Annotated in this window: 19 protein-coding genes; 10 read left to right on the forward strand and 9 right to left on the reverse strand. The window is 75.1% G+C overall.

Annotated features, from left to right (window positions below):
• Positions 1-97 precede the first annotated feature (97 nt).
• Positions 98-1,522, reverse strand: a complete 1,425-nt coding sequence (locus E9529_RS14915) for an NADP-dependent succinic semialdehyde dehydrogenase (protein WP_236831938.1) — start codon at positions 1,520-1,522, stop codon at positions 98-100.
• A gap of 269 nt (positions 1,523-1,791) precedes the next feature.
• Here E9529_RS14915 and E9529_RS14920 point away from each other — a divergent pair, with 269 nt between their 5' ends.
• The 3 genes from E9529_RS14920 to E9529_RS14930 all read left to right on the forward strand — a co-directional run bounded on the left by E9529_RS14920 (position 1,792) and on the right by E9529_RS14930 (position 4,412).
• On the forward strand, positions 1,792-2,781 hold the full coding sequence (locus E9529_RS14920; protein ID WP_236831939.1) for a sensor histidine kinase: 990 nt from the start codon (positions 1,792-1,794) through the stop codon (positions 2,779-2,781).
• Between the two features lie 165 nt (positions 2,782-2,946).
• Positions 2,947-3,747: a CoA transferase subunit A gene (locus tag E9529_RS14925; RefSeq protein ID WP_236831940.1), complete on the forward strand. Its 801-nt coding sequence runs from the start codon at positions 2,947-2,949 to the stop codon at positions 3,745-3,747.
• Entirely contained in the window at positions 3,744-4,412 is a 669-nt protein-coding gene (locus tag E9529_RS14930) for a CoA transferase subunit B (RefSeq protein ID WP_236831941.1), read from the forward strand. Before E9529_RS14925 ends, E9529_RS14930 begins: the two co-directional genes overlap by 4 nt.
• Before the next feature lie 86 nt (positions 4,413-4,498).
• Here E9529_RS14930 and E9529_RS14935 read toward each other — a convergent pair whose 3' ends face one another.
• The 6 genes from E9529_RS14935 to pcaH all read right to left on the reverse strand — a co-directional run bounded on the left by E9529_RS14935 (position 4,499) and on the right by pcaH (position 9,434).
• Entirely contained in the window at positions 4,499-5,377 is an 879-nt protein-coding gene (locus E9529_RS14935) for a hypothetical protein (protein WP_236831942.1), read from the reverse strand.
• 114 nt (positions 5,378-5,491) lie between these two features.
• Positions 5,492-5,884, reverse strand: a complete 393-nt coding sequence (gene pcaC, locus E9529_RS14940) for a 4-carboxymuconolactone decarboxylase (RefSeq protein WP_236831943.1) — start codon at positions 5,882-5,884, stop codon at positions 5,492-5,494.
• Complete coding sequence (pcaD, locus tag E9529_RS14945; RefSeq protein WP_236831944.1) at positions 5,881-6,660, reverse strand: 3-oxoadipate enol-lactonase; 780 nt, start codon at positions 6,658-6,660, stop codon at positions 5,881-5,883. Before pcaD ends, pcaC begins: the two co-directional genes overlap by 4 nt.
• Complete coding sequence (pcaB, locus tag E9529_RS14950) at positions 6,657-7,982, reverse strand: 3-carboxy-cis,cis-muconate cycloisomerase (protein ID WP_236831945.1); 1,326 nt, start codon at positions 7,980-7,982, stop codon at positions 6,657-6,659. The genes pcaD and pcaB overlap by 4 nt, the downstream gene beginning before the upstream one ends.
• Before the next feature lie 37 nt (positions 7,983-8,019).
• A complete protein-coding gene (pcaG, locus tag E9529_RS14955) occupies positions 8,020-8,688 on the reverse strand; it encodes a protocatechuate 3,4-dioxygenase subunit alpha (protein ID WP_236831946.1) in 669 nt (222 codons plus the stop codon).
• Entirely contained in the window at positions 8,688-9,434 is a 747-nt protein-coding gene (gene pcaH / locus E9529_RS14960; protein ID WP_236831947.1) for a protocatechuate 3,4-dioxygenase subunit beta, read from the reverse strand. The genes pcaG and pcaH overlap by 1 nt, the downstream gene beginning before the upstream one ends.
• Positions 9,435-9,502: 68 nt before the next feature.
• On the opposite strand from pcaH, the gene E9529_RS14965 reads away from it, so the two are divergent.
• The 7 genes from E9529_RS14965 to E9529_RS22780 all read left to right on the forward strand — a co-directional run bounded on the left by E9529_RS14965 (position 9,503) and on the right by E9529_RS22780 (position 17,931).
• Positions 9,503-10,279, forward strand: a complete 777-nt coding sequence (locus E9529_RS14965; protein ID WP_236831948.1) for an IclR family transcriptional regulator — start codon at positions 9,503-9,505, stop codon at positions 10,277-10,279.
• A gap of 125 nt (positions 10,280-10,404) precedes the next feature.
• Complete coding sequence (locus E9529_RS14970; protein WP_236831949.1) at positions 10,405-12,168, forward strand: PIG-L family deacetylase; 1,764 nt, start codon at positions 10,405-10,407, stop codon at positions 12,166-12,168.
• 80 nt (positions 12,169-12,248) lie between these two features.
• Positions 12,249-13,415 carry a 4-hydroxybenzoate 3-monooxygenase gene (locus tag E9529_RS14975; protein ID WP_236831950.1) on the forward strand — a complete coding sequence of 389 codons (1,167 nt, stop codon included), beginning with the start codon at positions 12,249-12,251 and terminating at the stop codon, positions 13,413-13,415.
• A 39-nt stretch (positions 13,416-13,454) separates the two neighbouring features.
• Entirely contained in the window at positions 13,455-13,697 is a 243-nt protein-coding gene (locus E9529_RS14980) for a hypothetical protein (protein ID WP_236831951.1), read from the forward strand.
• A 113-nt stretch (positions 13,698-13,810) separates the two neighbouring features.
• Positions 13,811-15,433, forward strand: a complete 1,623-nt coding sequence (locus E9529_RS14985) for a carboxylesterase/lipase family protein (protein WP_236831952.1) — start codon at positions 13,811-13,813, stop codon at positions 15,431-15,433.
• A gap of 167 nt (positions 15,434-15,600) precedes the next feature.
• Positions 15,601-16,776 (forward strand): acyl-CoA dehydrogenase family protein, encoded by a 1,176-nt coding sequence (locus tag E9529_RS14990; protein WP_236831953.1) that lies wholly within the window; start codon positions 15,601-15,603, stop codon positions 16,774-16,776.
• A gap of 6 nt (positions 16,777-16,782) precedes the next feature.
• Complete coding sequence (locus tag E9529_RS22780; RefSeq protein ID WP_236831954.1) at positions 16,783-17,931, forward strand: acyl-CoA dehydrogenase family protein; 1,149 nt, start codon at positions 16,783-16,785, stop codon at positions 17,929-17,931.
• A gap of 167 nt (positions 17,932-18,098) precedes the next feature.
• Here the strand turns inward: E9529_RS22780 and E9529_RS15000 are convergent, their stop codons facing one another.
• Together E9529_RS15000 and E9529_RS15005 are read right to left on the reverse strand one after the other, a co-directional pair.
• Positions 18,099-18,935 carry an HDOD domain-containing protein gene (locus E9529_RS15000; protein WP_236831955.1) on the reverse strand — a complete coding sequence of 279 codons (837 nt, stop codon included), beginning with the start codon at positions 18,933-18,935 and terminating at the stop codon, positions 18,099-18,101.
• Complete coding sequence (locus tag E9529_RS15005) at positions 18,932-21,007, reverse strand: EAL domain-containing protein (RefSeq protein WP_236831956.1); 2,076 nt, start codon at positions 21,005-21,007, stop codon at positions 18,932-18,934. Before E9529_RS15005 ends, E9529_RS15000 begins: the two co-directional genes overlap by 4 nt.
• Positions 21,008-21,271: the final 264 nt, after the last annotated feature.

Raw genomic sequence — 21,271 nt, forward strand, 5'->3', positions numbered from 1 at the left:
CCCCCTCGACCCGCCCGCCCCCGGTCCGCGCGGGCGCGTCCCGGCCGACTGGACCTCCCGCCTGCGCTGACGGGAGGCCCGGCCGGGAAGGGCGTCGCTACTCCGCGGCGGAACCGGCGGTGCTGCGCTCGCCCTGCTCGCTGCTCGGCCCGCCGATCCAGACGGTCTTGGCGTTCATGAACTCGCGCATGCCGAGCTCGGTCAGCTCCCGGCCGTACCCGCTCTGCTTGACCCCGCCGAACGGCAGCTCCGGATAGCTGGTCGTCATGCCGTTGACGAAGGCCATCCCCGAGGCGATGTCGCGGATGAACCGCTCCCGCTCCCCGGCGTCCTCGCTCCAGAGGTTCGAGCCCAGCCCGTAGGGGTGGCTGTTGGCGATCTCGATCGCCTCCTCCAGCGAGTCGACCGTCCACAGCGCCGCGACCGGGCCGAAGACCTCTTCCAGGTAGAGGTCCATCTCCGGCGTGATGCCGGACAGGAGGGTGGGCTCGTAGAACCACCCCGGCCGGTCGACCCGCTTGCCGCCCACCAGCACCTGCGCGCCCTTGGCGACGGCGTCGTCGACGTACCTCTCGACGTCGTCCCGGCCCGACTCGGTGGCCAGCGGCCCCACCTGCGTGCCTTCGTCCATCGGGTCGCCGACGGTCAGCGCGCCGATCTTCTCGGCGAACAGGCGGGTGAACTCCTCGGCGACGTCGCGGTGCACGAAGAACCGCTTCGCGGCGATGCAGCTCTGCCCGTTGTTCTGGTTGCGGGCGGTGACCGCCACCTCGGCGGCCCGGTCCAGGTGCGCCGAGGGCATGACGATGAACGGGTCGCTGCCGCCCAGCTCCAGCACGGTCGGCTTCAGCGCGTCACCGGCGATGGAGGCCACCGACTGGCCGGCGGGCGCGCTGCCGGTGAGCGTCGCGGCGGCGACCCGGTCGTCGCGCAGCACCCGCTCGATGGTCGAGGAGCCGATGAGCAGGGTCTGGAAGACGTCCTCCGGGAAGCCCGCCTTGCGGAACAGCTCCTCCAGGTAGAGCGCGGTCTGCGGCACGTTGCTGGCGTGCTTGAGGAGGCCGACGTTGCCCGCCATGAGCGCCGGGGCGGCGAAGCGCATCGCCTGCCACAGCGGGAAGTTCCACGGCATGATCGCCAGCACCACGCCCAGCGGCTGGTGCACCACGTACGCCTGCTCGGCTCCCACCGCGGCGGCGTCCTTCGGCTCGGGCTCGAGCAGGGCCGGGCCGTGCTCGGCGTACCAGCGCAGCGCCTTGGCGCACTTGCCGACCTCCGCCTTGGCCGACGCCAGCGTCTTGCCCATCTCGGTGGTCATCAGCTCCGCGACCGCGTCGATGTCGTCGTCCAGGACGTCCGCGGCGGCGGAGAGCCAGCCCGCCCGCTCCTGGGGGGTGGTCAGCCGGTAGCGCGCGAACGCCTGCGCGGCGCGGGCGATCCGGTCCTCGAGGGCCTCGTCGGTGAGCGGCTCGTAGGTCTTGAGCGTCTCGCCGGTGGCCGGGTTGATCGTGGCGATGGCCATGCTGTTCTCCCTCCGGGGTCAGCGGGTCACCTGCCCCTGGGATCGACGTCGAAACGGGGTGCTGCCTGCGCCGGGTGGCAGCCCGTGGCGGCGGCTATTTTCTACGCGGCTGCGCTGGGCACCGGCACCACCGGCGATCCCGCGGGCCGGCTCGCGCCCCGCCACGACCGCGCGGTGGGCGCGCGACGGGGTGCAGGCCGACCGCCGGGACCCGCTGGCCTACCGTGGGCACGGATTACGGACGACGGCGGAACGATTCAGGGGCGCAGGTGAGCTGGACGGCGGCAGGCGGGGAGTGCCACCCCGACCCCGGCGGCTTCCCCCACGACGCCCTGCTCCACGACTCGCTGGACCACCTGGTCGCCACCGCGGCCCCCTTCCTGCGGGCGGGCCTCGATGCGGGCGAGGCGGCCGTCGTCACCGCGTCGGCGCCCACCGCGACCGCGCTGCGCGACGCCCTCGGCGACGATCCCCGCCTGGTCGTGGTCGACCGCCACGACGCCTACCGGCGGCGCACCCCCGCCGCGATCACCGCCTTCCGGAAGCTGGCCGAGGCGCAGCGCACCGCCGGTGCCGTCCGGGTCCGCGTGCTCGGGGAGGTCGACCACGGCCCCACCGAGCGCGACTGGCTCGAGTGGGAGCGCTACGAGTCGGTGGTCAACGAGGCGCTGCGCGGCTGGGATCTGTGGGGCGTCTGCGCGTTCGACACCCAGCGCCTGCCGGAGTCGGTGGTCGACTCCGCCACCCGCACCCACGCGCACCTGGTGACGCCGCAGGCCCGCACGCCCAACCCGCGCTTCACCGGCCCGGCCGCCTACCTCCGCTCGATGCCGGTGCCCGACGAGCCGCTGGAGTCCACGCCCCCGCGCCTGGCAGCCGACTCGGTCGCCGACTTCGTCGGTCTGCGGCACGCCGTCGCCGCGGAGCTCGCCGGCCTCGCGGCACCCGCCGACGTCGTCGAGGACTTCCTGCTCGCGGTGGACGAGATGACCTCCAACGCCGTCCGGCACGGCCTGCCGCCGGTGAGCCTGCGCCTGTGGACCGGACCGGACCGCTTGGTGTGCACCATCGCCGACGGCGGCCCGGGCTGGGACGACCCCTTCGCCGGGTACGGGCCGGCCCACGGGGACGACCTGTCCCGCGGCGGCATGGGCCTGTGGCTGGCCCGGCAGCTCTGCGACCACGTCGACATCTCCGGTGGGGCGCACCACCCCGGCGACGGCGGCGTGCGGGTCCGGCTGACCACGCTGCTGCGCTGACGTCCCCGCGGCCGGTCGTTTCCGGCCAGTGGGGAGGCCGGGCGCGCCCGGACCCGCCCGGCCGCGATACTGGGGGCCGCAGCGGCGACGATGGGAGCAGCGTGGTGGATCGGGCGCTTTCGGACCACGGCCGGGGAACCGGCCCCGCAGAGCGGGAGGGCTGACGTGGACAAGGTCGTTCGGTCCGCCGAGGAGGCGGTCGCCGACATCGGGCAGGGCGCGACGCTGGCGGTCGGCGGGTTCGGGCTCTGCGGGGTGCCGTACGCGCTGATCGACGCGCTGCTGGCCCAGGGTGCCGACCAGCTCACCACGATCTCGAACAACTGCGGGGTCGACGACCAGGCCCTGGGCGTGCTGCTGTACGCGGGCCGGATCCGCAAGACGATCAGCTCGTTCGTCGGCGGGAACAAGGAGCTGGCCCGGCTGTACCTGTCCGGCGAGCTCGAGGTCGAGCTGACCCCGCAGGGCACGCTGGCCGAGCGGCTGCGCGCCGGCGGCAGCGGCATCCCCGCCTTCTACACCCCCACCGGCGTCGGCACGCTGGTGGCCGAGGGCGGCATCCCGATCCGCTACGACGCCGACGGGAACGTCGTCGAGGTCAGCCGCCCCAAGGAGGTGCGCGAGTTCGACGGCCGCCAGTACGTGCTGGAGACGGCGCTGACCGCGGACTTCGCGCTGGTGCACGCCGCGGTGGGCGACCGGCACGGCAACCTGGTGTTCCACGAGTCGGCGCGCAACTTCAACCCGCTGGCCGGGATGGCCGGGCGGATCACCGTCGCCGAGGTGGAGGAGCTCGTCGAGCCCGGCCAGATCACCCCCGAGGACGTGCACCTGCCCGGGGTGTTCGTCGACCGCGTGGTGGTCGTCGGCGGCGACCGCAAGCCGATCGAGCGGCGCACCACCCGCCCGCGCACCGACCGCTCGCAGACCCCGGCCGCCGCCGGTGAGGAGGCCACGCCCGCATGAGCCTGACCCGTGAGCAGCTCGCCGCCCGGGTGGCCCTGGAGCTCGAGGACGGCCAGTACGTCAACCTCGGCATCGGGATGCCCACCCTGGTGCCCAACTACGTGCCCGACGGGGTACACGTCGTCCTGCACTCGGAGAACGGCGTCCTCGGGGTGGGCCCCTACCCGTTCGAGGGCGAGGAGGACCCCGATCTGATCAACGCCGGCAAGGAGACCGTCACCCTGCTGCCGGGGGCGAGCTTCTTCGACTCGGCGCTGTCGTTCGGGATGATCCGCGGCCAGCACCTCGACGTCGCCGTGCTCGGTGCCATGCAGGTCAACGCCCGCGGCGACCTGGCCAACTGGCTGATCCCCGGCAAGATGGTCAACGGCATGGGCGGTGCGATGGACCTCGTCCACGGCGCCCGGCGGGTGATCATCATGATGGAGCACGTCGCCCGCGACGGGTCACCGAAGATCGTGCAGGAGTGCACCCTGCCGCTGACCGGCAAGGCCTGCGTGGACCACATCATCACCGACCTCGCCGTCATCGAGGTCACCGCCGACGGGCTGGTCCTGCGCGAGACCGCCCCCGGCGTGACCGCCGACGAGGTCGTCGCCGCCACCGGGGCCCCGCTCACCGTCGCCGACGACGTCCGCGAGATGCCCCTGCCCGCCGGCGTCTGACCTCGGGCCCGCGCAGGGCCCACGCCGCTGACCGTCGGCCGGTGGTCGTCTCCGCATCCCGGGGACCGCCACCGGCCGACGGTCGATCAGCAGCCGAGCGCCTCGGCGAGCCACCGCAGGAGGCGGGCGGGGTCGGCCAGGTCCTCGGCGGTCGCGAAGACCACCGTCCAGCCCGCGGCACGGAGCCGGTTCAGCCGGCGCCGGTCGGCGGCCACCCGCTGCGGGGACTCCCCGTGCCACCGACCCTCGTACTCGACCGCCACCCGCAGCTCTGGCCACCCGAAGTCGACGCGGCCCACGAACCCGGCGGCGTCCCGGACGACGTGCTGCGCCACCGGGCGGGGCAGCCCGGAGCGGTGCAGCAGCAGCCGCAGCCGGGTCTCCTGCGGCGACCCGGCCAGCCCGTCGGCGAGCCCGGCCGCCACCCGGGCCTGGCGGCACCCCCTCCCCCGCGCGCGGGCAGCCGCTTCCCGCACCCACGCCAGCCGGGTCACCCCGAGGTCGACGAACCGGTCGACCAGCACGACGGCGTCGTCGAGCGGGCCCGTGCCGGCCAGGTCCAGGACCGTCAGCTCGGCGCTCGTCACCGGGACGCCCCCTCGGCGCGCGACCTGGTCGGGCGCGAGGTCCCGGCGGCGCACCCGCACCCCGGGTTCACGGCAGACGTTGGCACCCGCCGCGACGGTGAGCTCGACGTCGTCGAGGGGTCCGGCGAGGGGCAGCCCCCAGAGCACCGCCGCGCTGGCCCCGCTCACCACTGCACCGGGCACGAGCAGCTGGGCTGCCGCGCGAGCCCGGAGGGCGTGCGTGACCGGCAGGTCCGCGCAGGCGTAGACGTCGCGGAACAGCCGCTGCCAGGAGGGTCCGCGCAGCCGGCCCCGGCTCAGCGTGCCGGCCGCGAGCGCATCCGAGCCGCGGAACGCGCGCCCGCGCAGCTCGGCCGGGCGATGGGGAGGGACGGGCACGCGCAGAGCGTGGCCGAACGCGCCGTCGCGCGCCGCCGCCGTCCACAGCCCGACCGCGAGCGTCGGCCGGTGGTCGTCTCCGAGCCCCGGAGACCGCCACCGGCCGACGGTCGATCAGGCCGGGTCGCCGCGGAGCTCGGCCAGGATCGGGCCGGCGACCTTGTAGGCGTGGTTGGCCGCGGGCACCCCGGCGTAGACGGCGGCGTGCTGGATCACCGCGCCGATCTCCTCGTCGGAGAGGCCGTTGTTCACCGCCGCGCGGACGTGCAGGGCGAACTCCTCCCAGTGCCGCAGCGCGATGGTGATCGACAGCGTCATCACGCTGCGGTCGCGGCGGGAGAGCTCCGGCCGCTGCCACACGTCCCCCCACGCCACCCGGGTGATGAAGTCCTGGAACCCGGCGGTGAACGGGGTGGTGCCGGCGACGGCGCGGTCGACGTGCGCGTCGCCCAGCACCTCCCGGCGGGTGCGCATCCCGGCCTCGCGGCGCTCGTCGTCGGTGCTCATGCGCGGCCTCCCGCGGCGTCGAAGTGGCCGAGCAGCGCGCCGGTGACCTCCAGCGGCCGCTCGAGGTTGCCCAGGTGCGCGGCCGGGGTGAGGGTCAGCAGCTCCGCCCCGGCGATGCCCGCCGCGATCACCTCCTGGTGCGAGGGCGGGAGCGCCGGGTCCTCGGCGCCGGAGACCACCAGGGTGGGCGCGGTGATGCGGCCGAGGTCCTCCCTCAGGTCGATGCCGGCCACCACCTCGCAGCAGGCCGCGTAGCCCTCGTCGTCGGCACCGGCGATCATCGCCTCCAGCCGGGCCACCAGGTCGGGGTGCTCCGCGGCGAACCCCGGCGTCAGCCAGCGGGACACCACCGTGGGCGCGAAGGCGGCGGTGCCCTCGGCGCGGGCCTGCACGGCCCGGTCGCGGAACCCCTGCGGGTCGGTCTTCGCCGAGCTGAACAGCACCGCGAGCCCCGCCACCCGCGCGGGCTCGCGGGCCGCCATCCGCATGCCCACCATCCCGCCGAGCGAGACGCCGGCGACGTGCGCCCGCTCGGCTCCGAGCTCGTCCAGCACCGCGAGGACGTCGTCCACCAGGTCGTCCAGCGCGTACGGTCCCGCGGGCGCCGGCGACGCCCCGTGCCCGCGGCCGTCGTAGGTGACCACGCGGAACCGCTCGGCCAGCGGCGCCACCTGCGGGTCCCACATGGCGCGCGTGGCACCGAGCGAGTGGGAGAGGACGACCAGCGGCGCGTCCGGCGGCCCGGCGACGGTGTAGGAGACGGGGACGGCGCTCATCGGGTTCCTTCCACCAGGTGGGTGTGCTCGGCCAGGACGGCGTCGACCTGCGCGCCCGCCTCGCCGACGTCCGGGCGCCCGCCGAGCAGGTCGGCGAGGTCGACGTCGTCGCGGCCGGCCACGACGTCGGCGAGCGGGCGTCCGGTGGCTGCGGCCTCCCGGACGGCGGCCGCGGCCTCGTCGTGCGCCGCGTCCCGCCCCAGCAGCGGGGTGAGCGCGTCGGCGAGCGCGCCGGCGATCTCCGGGTCGCGGGCCGCGGCCACCGTGGCGGCCATCCGCGCCGGGTCCGGGCGCAGCCCGTCGAGGCTCTCGACCAGCCAGGCCGCCGACGAGCCGACGGTCGAGAGCAGGCCGGTCAGGGTGGGCCACTCGCTGTGCCAGGCGCCGGCGGCCCGCTCGTGCTCCTGCTCCATGGCGCCGAGCAGGGTGGCCACCAGGCCGGGGGCGCGCCGGGCGCAGGCCCGGGCGGAGATCGCGGCCACCGGGTTGCGCTTGTGCGGCATCGCCGAGGAGCCGCCCCGGCCGGCGCCGGTCTCGGCCACCTCCGCCACCTCGGTCTGCGCGAGCAGCACGACGTCGACCGCGACGGTCGCGAGCACCCCCGCGGCGGCGCCGAGCGCTCCGGCCAGGTCGGCGATCGGCAGCCGCACCGTGTGCCACGGCGCCGCGGTGGCGACCAGCCCGAGCTCGACGGCGAGCGCGGCCCGCAGTGCGGTCCCGGAGCCGTCGTCCGCGGCGAGCGTGCCGACGGCGCCGCCGTACTGCACCGGCAGCGACGCCACCACCTCGGCCAGCCGCAGCCTGGCGCCGTCCAGCCCGCTGACCCACCCGGCGGCCTTGAGCCCGAAGGTGGTGGGCAGCGCCTGCTGCATCAGCGTGCGGCCCATGACGGGGTCGTCGCGGTGGTCGCGGGCCAGCCGCGCGGCGGCGTCGGCGGCGAGCGCGAGGTCCCGGTCGATCGCGCTGACCGCCCGGCGGGCCAGCAGCACGAGCGCGGTGTCGACGACGTCCTGGCTGGTGGCGCCGACGTGGACGGCGACGGCGTCGCGCTCCCCCACCGCCGCCCGCAGCACCCGCACCAGCGGCGGCACCGGGTTGCCGGCGTCGGCGGCCTGCGCCACCACCGAGGCCAGGTCGAGCACCGCCGGCTCGGCGCAGGCCCGCGTGACGGCGTCCGCCGCGGTCGCGGGCACCAGCCCGGTCGCGGCGGCGGCCCGGGCGAGGGCCGCCTCCACGTCGAGCAGCGCGTCGAACCAGGCGGCATCGGAGACGGCGGTCGCCGCGCCACCGCGGGCGAAGGTCGCGCTGAAGAGACCGGTCACGTCCCGTTCCTACCGCCTCGGCCGCTCGCGGGTCGGGTCATACGGCGAAGAACACCGTCTCGCGCTCGCCCTGCAGGTGGATGTCGAAGCGGTAGCCGTCCGCGGCCGGGGTGGCCAGCAGCGTCCGCCGGGCCGCGTCGTCGGGCAGCGACGCCAGCACGGGGTCCTCGGCGTTGGCCTCGGCCTCGTCGGCGAAGTAGATGCGGGTGACGACGCGGTCGAGGATGCCCCGGGCGAACACCGACACGTCGATGTGCGGGGCCTGCAGCCCACCTGCGCCGTCGGGCACCCGCCCCGGCTTGAGCGTGTGGACGGCGAACTGCCCCGGCGGGTCGGCCGTGTGCGACCGGGCGAACCCGCGGAAGCCCGGGTAGGCGGCCGCACCCCGCGGGTCCTCCGGCGAGGGGAAGCCGCCGTCGGGGTCGGCCTGCCAGGTCTCGACCATCGCATCGGCCACCAGGTCACCGGCGCCGTCGAGCACCCGGCCGCGGATCCAGAAGGCGCCCGGGGTCCCCTCCTCGGCGGCCCAGGCGCCGTCGGGCCAGGTCATGCCGATGGCCAGGTAGGGGCCGACGGTGGCGCTGGGCGTGGTGCCCAGCCGGAGCGGCCCGTCGAGGAAGCCGCTGCCGCGCCGGCCCGAGCGCGGCTGGTAGGGCTCGCTGACGCCCGGGACGACCAGCAGCGGGTTCACCGACGGCTCGCCCATCACGCGACATCCCCGTCGTCGTCGGTCTCGAACGGCGTCTGCTCCGCCCCGCGGAGCACGATGTCCCACTCGAAGGCCAGCGCCCAGTTCTCCTGCGACCGCTCCAGCGAGAAGCGGCTGATCGCCCGGTGCCGGGCCGCCGCCGGCATCGCGTTGAAGATCGGGTCCTGGCCGAACAGCGGGTCGTCCGGGAAGTACATCTGGGTGACCAGCCGCTGGGTGAAGGCCCGCCCGAACAGGCTGAAGTGGATGTGCGCCGGCCGCCACGCGTTGTGGTGGTTGCCCCACGGGTAGGCGCCGGGCTTGACGGTCATGAACTCGTACCGGCCGAGGCTGTCGGTGACCACGCGACCGAGACCGTCGAAGTGCGGGTCCAGCGGCGCCGGGAAGCTGTCGCCGAGGTGCCGGTAGCGGCCCGCCGCGTTGGCCTGCCACACCTCCACCAGCGCACCGGGCACCGCCCGGCCGTCGCTGTCCAGCACGCGGCCGTGCACCAGGATCCGCTGGCCGACGGCCTCACCGCCGTTGCGCAGCGTGAGGTCGGCGTCGTGCGGCAGGACCCGGTCCTCCCCCAGCACGGGCCCGGTGACCTCGGTGAGCCGGTGCGGCAGGTCCACCGGCGTCCGCAGGGGCGCGCGCAGGGCGGTGCTGCGGTAGTCGGGGAAACCCACGGGGGTGCGCAGCGCGGCGTCCTCGCGGTGGTACCGCGGCAGGTGCAGGCCCCCGGCGGATGTGGTCCCGGTCATGGACGGACGGTACGACCGCCCGGCTACGCTCCCAACCCCAGCTTTCCGCTGGACGGGAGAGGAGCAGCATGGCCGGTGGCAGCACGCACCCGGGGCGGTCGGTCACCTCCCGCGCGCTGGGCATCCTCGACGCCTTCTGCAGCAGCGCCCCGCGGCTGTCCCTCTCCGAGATCGCCGAGCGCTCCGGCACACCGCTGACCACCGCGCACCGGCTGCTCGGCGAGCTGACCGGCTGGGGCGCGCTGATCCGCCGTCCGGACGGCCGCTACGAGATCGGCCGCAAGCTCTGGGACCTCGGTCTGCTGGCCCCGGTGCAGCTGGAGCTTCGCCAGGTCGCCGCACCGTTCCTGCTCGACCTGCACACGACCACCCGCGACACCGTGCACCTGGCCGTGCGCGACGGGGTGAGCGCCCTCTACGTCGACCGGGTGTCGGGCCGGGAGTCGGTACCGGTGGTCAGCCAGGTCGGCAGCCGGCTGCCGCTGCACGCCACCGGGGTGGGCAAGGTGCTGCTCGCCGCGGCCCCCGACGACGTCGTCGAGCAGGTGCTGGGCGCGCTGCGGCCGGTCACGCCGCACACCGTCACCGACCCGGCCGTGCTCGCCCGCGAGCTCACCGAGATCCGCCGCCGGCGCTACGCCCGCACCAGCCAGGAGATGTCCCTGGGCGCCGCGTCCCTCGCGGTGCCCGTGCAGGTCGAGCGGGCGAGCGGGCCGCTGGCCGTCGCCGCGCTGGGGATCGTCGTGCCGCCCCACCGGCGCGACGTGGCCCGCCTCGTGCCGGCGCTGGAGATGGCGGCCCGCGGCATCGGCCGGGAGCTCGCCCGCTCCCAGGAGTTCGGCTGACCCATCCGCGGCGGCCCGTCCCGCTTCCCCCGGGCGGGCGGCGCGAGGACGATGCGCTCACTGCCCGGCGAGGACCCCGGAGGAACGGTGCGGCACGGACGCGAGGAGCCACCGGCGGGAGCGCGGTGACCGCCTCCGTGCTCGCCGTCGTCGCCCACCCCGACGACGACCTGCTCTTCCTCAACCCCGACCTCGACGCCGGCATCCACGCCGGCGTGCCGACCACGGTCGTCTACGTCACCGCGGGCGACGCGCTGCTCCCGCTCGAGGAGGGGTCCGCCCGCGCCCGCGACCGGCGCCGCGGTATCCAGGACGCCTACCGCATCTCCGGCGGCGTGGCGGACCTGCCACTCCAGGACGAGTGGGACGGCGAGGTGGTCGGGATCGGCGGTCACCGGGTGGAGGAGTTCCGGCTGCGCGACCGGCCGGGCGTGCGGGTGACCTTCCTGGGGCTGCCCGACGGCCGGCTGTCCCACCTCCTGGACGGCGCGACCGTGCAGACCATGCCCGCACGCGGCGGCCTGGTGGCGGAGGCGCAGCGGTACGACGCCGGCGCCGCGGTGGCGGTGCTGCAGGGCCTCATGGCCCGCTACCGCCCGACGGTGCTGCACGTGACGGAGCGCTTCGCCGACCACCGGTACGACGTCCCGCAGTCGCACCCGGACCACCGGGCGGCGACCGCCCTGGCGCTCGAGGCCGCGCGGCGGTACCGGACCGCGCACGGGACGTGGCTGCCCTACGTCCTCGAGCACCGGGACTACGGGGTCGGCCAGCACCCGGTGAACCTCGACGCCGCGACCCGCGCCCGCAAGCGGGCGCTGTTCGAGACGGCGTACCGGCCGTGGGACCCCGCCGCGGCGGACGTCTTCGGCGCGACCGACCGCGCCTACTACCGCACCTCCCGCGGCACCCGGTGGTCGTCGACCGACGGCGCGGGCGCCGTGCGGCTCTTCGCCGTGCGCGACGGCCGGGTCGTCCGCTGGACCGGCCCCGGCACCTGGGCCGGCCCGGTCGACCTCGGTCCCGACGACCCGGTCGGCGCGGTCACGACCGTCGTCACGGCGACCGGGCCCGACGGCAGCACCCACCTCGCCGCCCGCACCGACGACGGGCGCACCGCGGTGCGCCCCGCCGGCGGCCCGTGGACCGACCTGGGCACGCCGAACCCCGGCAGCGACGCCCGGTACGTGGGCAGCCCGGCGCTCGTCCGGGAGGCCGACGGCGGGCTGCGGGTCGTCGTCGTGAACGCCGGGGGCGGCCTGTCCACGCGCCGGCAGCGGGACGACGGCGGCTGGCACCCCTGGTCCGACCTCGGGGGCACCGATCTGCAGGACCCGTGCGACGCGCTGCTGGACGCCACCGGCCGCGTCCACGTCGTCGCCGCGTCGCGGACCGGGCTGGTCCTGTGGCGGCAGGCCGTGCCGGGCGGGGAGTTCCTGCGCGGTCCGGTGCCCAGCCTGACGCCGGCCAGCGCCGCCACCTTCGCCGTCAACGCCGACGGTCGACCGGAGGTGCACCACCGGCAGGCGGGGACCGCGGACGTCGCGGTGAGCTGGCAGGACCGCGACCTCGCCTGGCGCTCGGCCACCGCGCTGGGCGGGCACGGCGGGACGGGCCCGACGGCGAACGCCCGGGTGGGCGGCCGGATCACCTGCGTCGCCCGGAACGCCGGCGGGGGCCTCTCCGTGGCCGAGCAGGTGGCTCCCGACAGCCACTACGGCCCGTGGACGGACCTCGGCGGCTTCGTCACGGACCACCCGACCGCCGCCGCCACCCCGGAGGGCCGGCTGGTCGTGGCCGTCGTCGACGCCGGTGGCGCCCTCGTGCAGCGCACCCGCTCGGCCGGCGGGGAGTGGGGCCCCTGGCGTTCGGTCGGCGACGTCGTCTGACGACGGCGACATCCCCGCCCGGTCTCCGCTGGACGGAAGTACCCGGCGACACCGGGTGCGGCGGAGGGGAGGATCCAGCTGTGCGCACCCAGGTGGCGATCATCGGCGCCGGCCCCGCCGGCCTCCTCCTCTCGCGGCTGCTCGCCCTCCAGGGCGTCGACTCGGTCGTGCTGGAGAACCGCTCCCGCGAGTACGTGGAGGCCCGCATCCGGGCGGGCATCCTCGAGCAGCACACCGTCGACACGCTCACCGACGCGGGGCTGGGTGAGCGGCTGCACCGCGAGGGCATGGAGCACCGGGGCATCTACCTGCAGCACCCGGGCACCCGGTACCAGCTGGACTTCCCCGAGCTCTGCGGCCGCACGGTGTGGGTCTACGGGCAGACCGAGGTCACGAAGGACCTCATCAGGGCGCAGCTCGACGGCGGCCCGCCGCTGCTGTTCGAGGTCTCCGACGTGACGCTGGAGGAGGTCGACTCCGACAGCCCGTGCGTCCGGTTCACCGACGCCGACGGCGTCGCCCAGGTGCTGGACTGCGACGTCATCGCCGGCACCGACGGGTTCCACGGCGTCTCGCGGCCGGTGGTGCAGGCCGCCGGCGGGCACACGTGGGAACGCACCTACCCCTACGCCTGGCTGGGCATCCTGGCCGACGCGGCACCGGCCACCGACGAGCTCATCTACGCCTGGCACCCGGAGGGCTTCGCGCTGTACTCCATGCGCTCTCCCTCGGTGTCGCGGCTGTACCTCCAGGTCGACCCCACCGAGAAGATCGAGGACTGGTCCGACGACCGGATCTGGGAGAACCTCGCCCGCCGGTTCGCCCTCGACGGCTGGGACATCAACACCGGCACGGTGACCGAGAAGTCGATCCTGCCGATGCGCTCGTTCGTCAGCACGCCGATGCGCCGCGGCCGGCTGTTCCTCGCCGGCGACGCCGCGCACATCGTGCCCCCGACCGGCGCCAAGGGCCTGAACCTCGCCGTCGCCGACGTGACGCTGCTGGCCCAGGCGCTGGTGCGGCTGCTCACCGAGAAGCAGACCGACCTGGTCGATGCCTACTCCGACCGGGCGCTCGCCCGCGTCTGGCGGTGCACGCACTTCTCGTGGTTCATGACCTCGATGCTGCACACCTCCGGCGACGACTTCGACGCCCAGCTGCAGCTCTCCCAGCTCCGGCGGATCTGCTCGTCGGAGGCGGCGGCCCGCGAACTCGCCGAGAACTACACCGGGTTGCCCGTCGGCTAGGGGTGCATCCGCACCGGCCCCCGCGGGCGAACACCGGTCGTGGAGTCCACCGCCCCGCGGCAGCTGACGGCTTGGCTGGTCCAGCCCCTCGTCGACGCCGGCCTCGATCCCGGCGAGATCCAGGCGTTCGTGACGCGGCTGGGCTTCGAGGCGGTCGTCGCCGGTGACCGCGGCGCCGACAAGCGAATCCTCGACGTCGTCGGGAACCAGCCCTGCGAGGTCCGCGCCGCGTGGCTGGAGGTGATCGACCGCATGACCAGCCGACGGCTCCCCGGCTGCTGAGCGCTGCTGGGGGACCGTGACCCCCGCCACACGGGATGAGACAGGGATGGCTAGTGTCTCAAGCGCTGTGGTCCAGCTCACCCCGGGCCGGGCCGGCTCTCCCTGGAGGTCACGTGCGCACCACTCCCCCACGTCCTGCCCTGAGGTCGCTGCTCGCGCTCGGGCTGGGCGCCGTCCTGACCGCCGGCGCCCTCGCCACCGCCGCGCCCGCCGGCGCCGCGCCCGACCCCGCCCCGCTGGTCGTCCAGACCACCGCGGGCGCCGTCGAGGGGACCTCGGCCGACGGCTACCGCCTGTTCCAGGGCATCCCCTTCGCCGCTCCCCCGGTCGGGGAGCTGCGCTTCCGCCCGCCGGCGCCGGTGGAGCCGTGGGAGGGCGTCCGGGACGCCACCACGCCCGGCAGCGCCTGCCCGCAGGAGCCCAGCGCCAGCAACCCGGTCACGTCGCTGGAGGAGGACTGCCTCTACCTGAACGTCACCACCCCCTCGGGCCTGGACACCCCGCGGCGCGACCTCCCGGTGATGGTGTGGATCCACGGCGGTTCGTGGCAGACCGGCAGCGGTGACCGGTACGACGCGAGCAAGCTCGCCCTCGAGGGCGACGTCGTCGTCGTGACGGTCAACTACCGCCTGGGTGCGCTGGGCTTCATGGCGCAGGAGGACCTCTCCCGCGAGAACGGGAACGTCGCCTCCGGCAGCGCCGGGCTGCTCGACCAGCAGGCCGCGCTGCGCTGGGTGGAGCGCAACATCCGCGCCTTCGGCGGCAACCCGGGGCGGGTGACGATCTTCGGCGAGTCGGCCGGTGGCTCGGCGGTCTGCGCCCAGCTGACCTCGCCGAGCGCGCGGGGCCTGTTCGACCGCGCCATCGCGCAGAGCTACAGCTGCACCGCGCCCTACGACACCCTGGAGACCGCCGAGGCCAAGGGCGCCCGCGTCGCCGAGGCCGTCGACTGCGCCACCGCCGACGACGTCGCGGCCTGCCTGCGGGCCACGCCGGTGCAGCAGCTGCTCGACGCCTGGCCGGGCGGCGCCTTCGTCGTCGGCGGCTCGGCGCTGCCGGTGCAGCCGGCCGAGGCGATCGCCGCCGGGGACCACGCCAGGGTGCCGGTCATGCACGGCAACCTCAGCGACGAGAACACCCTGTTCACGCCGCTGAACCCGACCGTCGCCCGGCTCGCGGCCGACGGCTTCACCGAGGCGGACTACACGACGGTCCTCACCGGGGTCTTCGGCGACGACGCCGACGAGGTGCTCGCGCGCTACCCGGCCGGGGCCTACCCGTCGCCGCTGCGCGCCCTGGCCGCCGTCAACAGCGACGCCGGCAGCGCGCTGGCCACCTGCGAGCACGTGGACGCCTACGACACGCTGGCCCGGCCACCGGTGCCCGCGCCGGTGTTCGCCTACCAGTTCCGCGACCGGACGGCCGACCCGCTGGTGGACTTCCCGTACCCGGACTACCCGGAGGACGCTCAGCACGCCGCCGAGCTGCCCTACCTGTTCCCCGGCCTGTTCGGCAACGGGCTGACCGCCGAGCAGGAGCGGCTGGCGACGACGATGGTGCGGTACTGGACCAACTTCGCGGCCCACGGCAACCCCAACGGCCGCGACGTCCCGTCGTGGACCCGCTACCGCGCCTCGAAGGACGTCCAGGGGCTCGACATCGCCTCCCGCGGGGGCATCGGCCCGGTCGACGTCGCCGCCGAGGCGAACTGCGCGTTCTGGTCGACGCTGAGCTGACAGCACCTGCTCCGCAGCGGGGCCCCGGGCGGCACCTGCCGCCCGGGGCCCCGCCACGCGGGCGGCACGCCGTCCCCGGGTGCCGCTCCTACCCACCGGTAGCCCGTGTGGGATCGTCGGGGGCACTACGTCGAGACGGCACCTGCCGTCGTCAGGAAAGAGGACCGATGCGGTTGCAGCTGTCCCCGGAGCTCGAGGCCTTCCGGGAGGAGATGCGGACCTTCTTCACGACCCAGGTACCGCAGGAGATCCGCGACAAGGTCGCGGCCCACCGGCACGTCTCCAAGGAGGAGTACGTCGAGGCCCAGCGCGCGCTGAACGCCGCGGGCCTGGCCGTGCCCCACTGGCCGGTCGAGTGGGGCGGCAAGGACTGGACGCCCCTGCAGCGCCACATCTGGCGCGAGGAGATGCAGCTGGCCGGCGTCCCCGAGCCGCTCGCCTTCAACACCAGCATGATCGGCCCGGTCATCGCCGCCTTCGGCAACCAGGAGCAGAAGGAGCGCTTCCTGGCCAAGACCGCCAACCTGGACATCTGGTGGTGCCAGGGCTTCTCCGAGCCCGACGCCGGCTCCGACCTGGCCTCGCTGCGCACCACCGCCGTCCGCGACGGCGACGACTGGGTCGTCAACGGCCAGAAGACCTGGACGACGCTCGGCCAGCACGCCGACTGGATCTTCTGCCTGGTCCGCACCGACCCGACGGCGGAGAAGAAGCAGCGCGGCATCTCGATGCTGGTCTTCCCGATGGACACCCCCGGCGTGACCCTGCGCCCCATCGAGCTCATCGACGGCGGCTTCGAGGTCAACGAGGTGTTCTTCGAGGACGTGCGCGTCCCCGCCGAGAACCTCATCGGCGAGGAGAACCGCGGCTGGGACTACGCCAAGTTCCTGCTCGGCAACGAGCGCGTGGGCATCGCCCGCGTCGGCGCCACCAAGAAGATGCTCGCCCAGGCCAAGGACTTCGCCCGCGAGATCACCGTCGACGGCCGCCCCCTGCTGGAGGACCCGTTCATGGCCCGGCGGATCGCCGAGGTGGAGAACGAGCTGGTCGCCCTCGAGCTGACCGCGCTGCGCGTCGTCGCCAACTCCGCCGACGGCAAGCCGCACCCGGCGTCCTCGGTGCTCAAGCTCAAGGGCTCGGAGCTCCAGCAGGCCGCCACCGAGCTGCTGGTCGACATCGCCGGCCCGCTCTCGATCGCCTCCTTCGCCGAGGAGGGCTCCGACGTGCCGGACTGGGCGCGCGTCGCGACCCCGCACTACCTGAACTACCGGAAGGTCTCCATCTACGGAGGCTCCAACGAGGTTCAGCGCACCATCATCGCCGGCACGATCCTGGGGCTGTGATCTGACGTGGACTTCACCTTCGACAGCGAGCAGAACGACCTGCGGGAGGCCGTGCGCGGTCTGCTGGCGCGCGCCTACTCCGACAGCGAGCAGCGCCGGAAGGTCGTCGCCAACGACCCGGGCTTCGACGAGAAGACCTGGGCGCGCCTCGCGGAGATGGGCCTGCTCGGCCTGCCCTTCGCCGAGGAGCACGGCGGCATGGGCGCCGGCCCCATCGAGGTGGCGATCGTCGCCGAGGAGATCGGCCGCGTCATCGCGCCCGAGCCGTTCATCGAGGCCGTCGTGCTGGCCGGTGGCCTGATCGCCGCCGTCGGCACCGACGAGCAGAAGGGCGAGCTCCTGGCGGCCATCGCCGAGGGCACCACCGTGCCGGCGTTCGCGCACGCCGAGACCGGCACCCGGTGGAGCGCGTCCGCCTCGGCGGTCACCGCCACCCGGTCCGGCGACGGCTGGACCCTCAGCGGCGCCAAGGAGCCGGTGCCCACCGGCGCCCGCGCCGACGTCCTCGTCGTCTCGGCCGTGGTCGACGGCGGCACCGGGCTGTTCCTCGTGCAGGGCGACGCGGCGGGCCTGACCCGCACCGGCTACCGCACGCACGACGGCACCCGCGCCGCCGCCGTCCGCTTCGACGGCACCCCGGCGACCCCGCTGGGCACGGGCGGGGACCAGACGGCCGCCATCGAGCGGGCGCTGGCCGAGGCCCGGATCGCCTACAGCCACGAGGCGATCGGCGCCATGGACACCGCGCTGCGCACCACCGCGGAGTACCTGAAGACCCGCAAGCAGTTCGGCGTCACCCTGAACCGGTTCCAGGCGCTCACCTTCCGCGCCGCGGACATGTACGTGTCCCTGGAGCTGGCCCGGAGCGCCGCGCTGTGGGCCTCGATGGTGCAGGACGCCGGTGGCGACGTCGTCTCCGCCGCCGACCGCGCCCGGCTGCAGACCAGCCGCGCCGGCCGGCACATCGGCAAGGAGGCCATCCAGCTGCACGGCGGCATCGGCGTGACCGCGGAGTACTCCGTCGGGCACTACACCAGCCGGCTCACCGCCATCGACCACCTGCTCGGCGACGGCGACTTCGCCGCCGCGCGGCTGGCCCGCACCGTGGGCGAGCAGGCGACCGTCGACCCGCTGGGCGCGCCCTACGCCGTCTGAAGAGACACCCCCTGCCCCCCACCGCTCGCACGCTCGCAGCGGGGCCCTGCAGGGGGCCCGCGGAGCCCCGTCCCTCGTCACGAGGGGCGGGGCTCCGCCGCCCGGCGGCCCCGTCGCAGGGCCCCGGCGCGAGCGGAGCGAGTGCCGGGGGGCGACGGGGTCCTTCTTCAGTCGCCGAGCATCGCCCGGCGCAGCTCGTCGGCGTCGGCCCGCACCTGGTCCAGCACCGGCACCAGGTCGTCCTCGCGCAGCTGGCCGCAGGTGAGCCGGGTGACCGGCTCGGCCTCGTGGTCGTCGCGGGTCAGGCGTGCGGCGACCTCGAAGGCGGCGCGCAGCAGCCCGCCCTCGACCGAGGCCGCGTCGTCGACCTGGTTGAGCCGGTTGGTCATCGCGTGCGGGAAGCCCCACTGCTCCAGCGCGACCGCGGTCAGGCGCACGCTGTTGATCCCGTAGCGGTGCAGCTCGGCGGAGCGCCGTGCGGCGAAGCCGGGGTGCTCGGCCACCAGGGCCCCGTAGCCCTCGGGGTCGTCGTGGTGCAGCAGCGCCGCACCCATCTGGGCGAGCAGCCCGACGCAGAGCGCGTCCTGCGACCGCTCGCCGAACCGCGGCGCCAGCACCGAGGACGCCAGCGCCAGGCAGGTGGTGACCTCCCAGAAGTCCTCCGGCAGGCGCGACTCGTCGTCGAGCTCGGTGAGCGCGACCGTCGCCATCGTGCGCACCGTCGTGAAGCCGACGACGGTGACGGCGAACTGCAGGGAGGTGACCCGCCCGCGCATGCCGAAGTAGGCGGAGTTGGCCAGCTTCATCACCCGGCCGGCGAGGGCGACGTCGGAGGCGAGGATGCGCGAGAGCACCTTGGCGCTGGTGTCGTCGGAGTTCGCCACCGAGACGATCTGCGCGGCGACCGGGCGCTGGGCGGCCATGGTGTCGATGCCCGCGAGGACCTTCCCCAGGTCGAAGACGGGGGCCGCCTCGCCGCGGGGCGGGAGGGGGGTGACGGTCATCGGGTGCTCTCCCCGTGGGTCGCGAACCAGGTGGCGGCGTCCGCCCCGGTCATCGGCTGCCCGAGGGCGAAGCCCTGCAGGTAGGTGGCGCCCAGCCGGCCGAGCTCGGCGGCCTGCTCGGCGGTCTCGACGCCCTCGGCGACGGTTCTCAGGTCGAGGCTGCGGGCCAGCGCGATGACGGCGGAGGCGATCTCGGTGTGCCCGTGCGCCAGCTCGGCGACGAAGGACCGGTCCACCTTGAGGCAGTCCACCGGCAGGTGCCGCAGGTAGGCCAGCGACGAGTAGCCGGTGCCGAAGTCGTCGATCGCGACCTCGACGCCGAGCTCGCGCAGCGCGTGCAGCACCAGGCGGGCCGAGTCGGGGTCCTTCATCAGCGCCGACTCGGTGATCTCGACGGAGATGCGGGACGGGTCCAGCGCATGCCGCGCCAGCGCGTGGGCCACCTGCGCCGGCAGGTTCGCGTCCAACTGGAGCGCGGAGACGTTGACGTTGGCGCGCGGGGGCGCCGCCGGGCCGAGGACCCGGTCCCACTCGGCCAGCTGGCGGCAGGTCTCGTCCAGGACGAGCAGCCCGAGCGCGGCGACCAGCCCGCTCTCCTCGGCCAGCGGCACGAAGACCGCCGGGCTGATCGGGCCGCGGTCGGCGTGGGTCCAGCGGGCCAGCGACTCCACGGCGACCGGCCGGCCGTCGTCGGTGCTGAAGATCGGCTGGTAGAGCAGGGTGACCTCGCGCCGCTCGATCGCGTCGCGCAGCTCGGCGACCAACCGCAGCTTGTCGCGGGCCTGCTCCCGCGCCCGCTGGTCGAGCACGGTGATCCGCCCCTTGCCCCCGGCCTTGGCCTGGTACATGGCGATGTCGCAGTCGCGGATCAGCTCCTCGGCGCCGGCGTGCTCCCCGGTCTGCACCGTGACCCCGACGCTGGCGTGCGGTCGCACGTCGACGCCGCCCAGCCGCACCGGGCGGGCCAGCTCCGCCGTGATCCGCTCGGCGAGGGCGACCGCGGCGGGCTGGTCGACGTCCTCGCACACCACGACGAACTCGTCGCCGCCGAAGCGGGCCACCAGGTCACCGGGCCGGACCACCGACCGCAGCCGGTCGGCCACCTCGGTGAGCAACTCGTCGCCCGCGGTGTGGCCCAGCGAGTCGTTGACGACCTTGAAGTTGTCCAGGTCGAGGAAGAGGCAGGCGAGGGTGCCGGCGCCGGGCACGAAGCGGTCGGCGACGTAGCGGGCCAGCAGCGTCCGGTTGGGCAGCCCGGTGAGCGGGTCGTGGTTGGCCTGGTGGGCCAGCGTGGCCTCGAACGCCAGCCGGTCGGTGATGTCCTCGATCGTGCCGACGAAGCCGGCGCCGACGCCAGGGGTGAACAGGTGGGCGAAGCGCATGACCGTCGTGCGGACCGACCCGTCCTCGCGCAGCAGGCGGACCTGGGCCTCCACCTCCTGGCCGTCCAGGGCCGCGGACACCTGCTCGACCACCGTGTCGAGGTCGTCCCCGTGCACGGCGTCCAACCAGCCGGTGCCCAGCAGCTGCTCGGCGCGCCGGCCGACGAGGCTGCAGAACGCGTCGTTGACGTGCGCCAGCCGCATGCCCTGCTCGGAGAGGAGGGTGGGCACCGGCGAGCGCTCGGTCAGCGCGGAGAAGCGCCGCTCGTGGGCGTCGGCGGTCGCCCGCAGCGCCCGCTCCAGCTCATTGCTCGTGGAGACGATCCGCACCGTCCACATCCGGCCGCTCGGGGACGGGGTCGTGGTGACCAGCGCCTCCACGGCGGCGCCGCTGGCGGTGCGCACCGGCAGGGTCATCCGGGCGGACCGCTCCCGGCGCAGCAGCAGCCGGAGCTCCCCGCGCCCGAGGGACGGGAACAGGTGCTCGACCGGCAGCGTGCGCAGGTCGTCCAGGCCGTACCCGAGCAGCTCGACCGCACCGGCGTTGCCCCAGCTCACGCGCGCCCGGCCGGCGACCATCTCGGCCACCACGATCGCCAGGTTGTCGCTGACGGTGGCGCTGTAGAAGACCGAGGTCACGATCTCGGCGGGGACGCGGTCGTCGCCGGGCCGGCTCATGCTGACGGACACGGTCCTCCTCTCCGCGGGGCCGACCTCCGTGTCCGCTCCGACACGGCAACCTTCGGCAGCTCTCCCCGTCGTCCACCACCCGGACCGTCCCGCAGCCCCCCTTTCGGGTGGCGCCACCGTCCGGTCACCCGGGAGGATCCGCGACCGGCGTGCCGTGCCTCACATTTCCGCGGCGGCGCACCGTGACCGCGCGTCGCCAGGCAGGATCCGTCCCACTTCGACTTCCCGAGCACCGCGAACGACCCGGCCGCCGGCGGGCAGGCG

This window comes from Blastococcus sp. KM273128, from assembly GCF_021698975.1.
Lineage (GTDB): Bacteria > Actinomycetota > Actinomycetes > Mycobacteriales > Geodermatophilaceae > Blastococcus.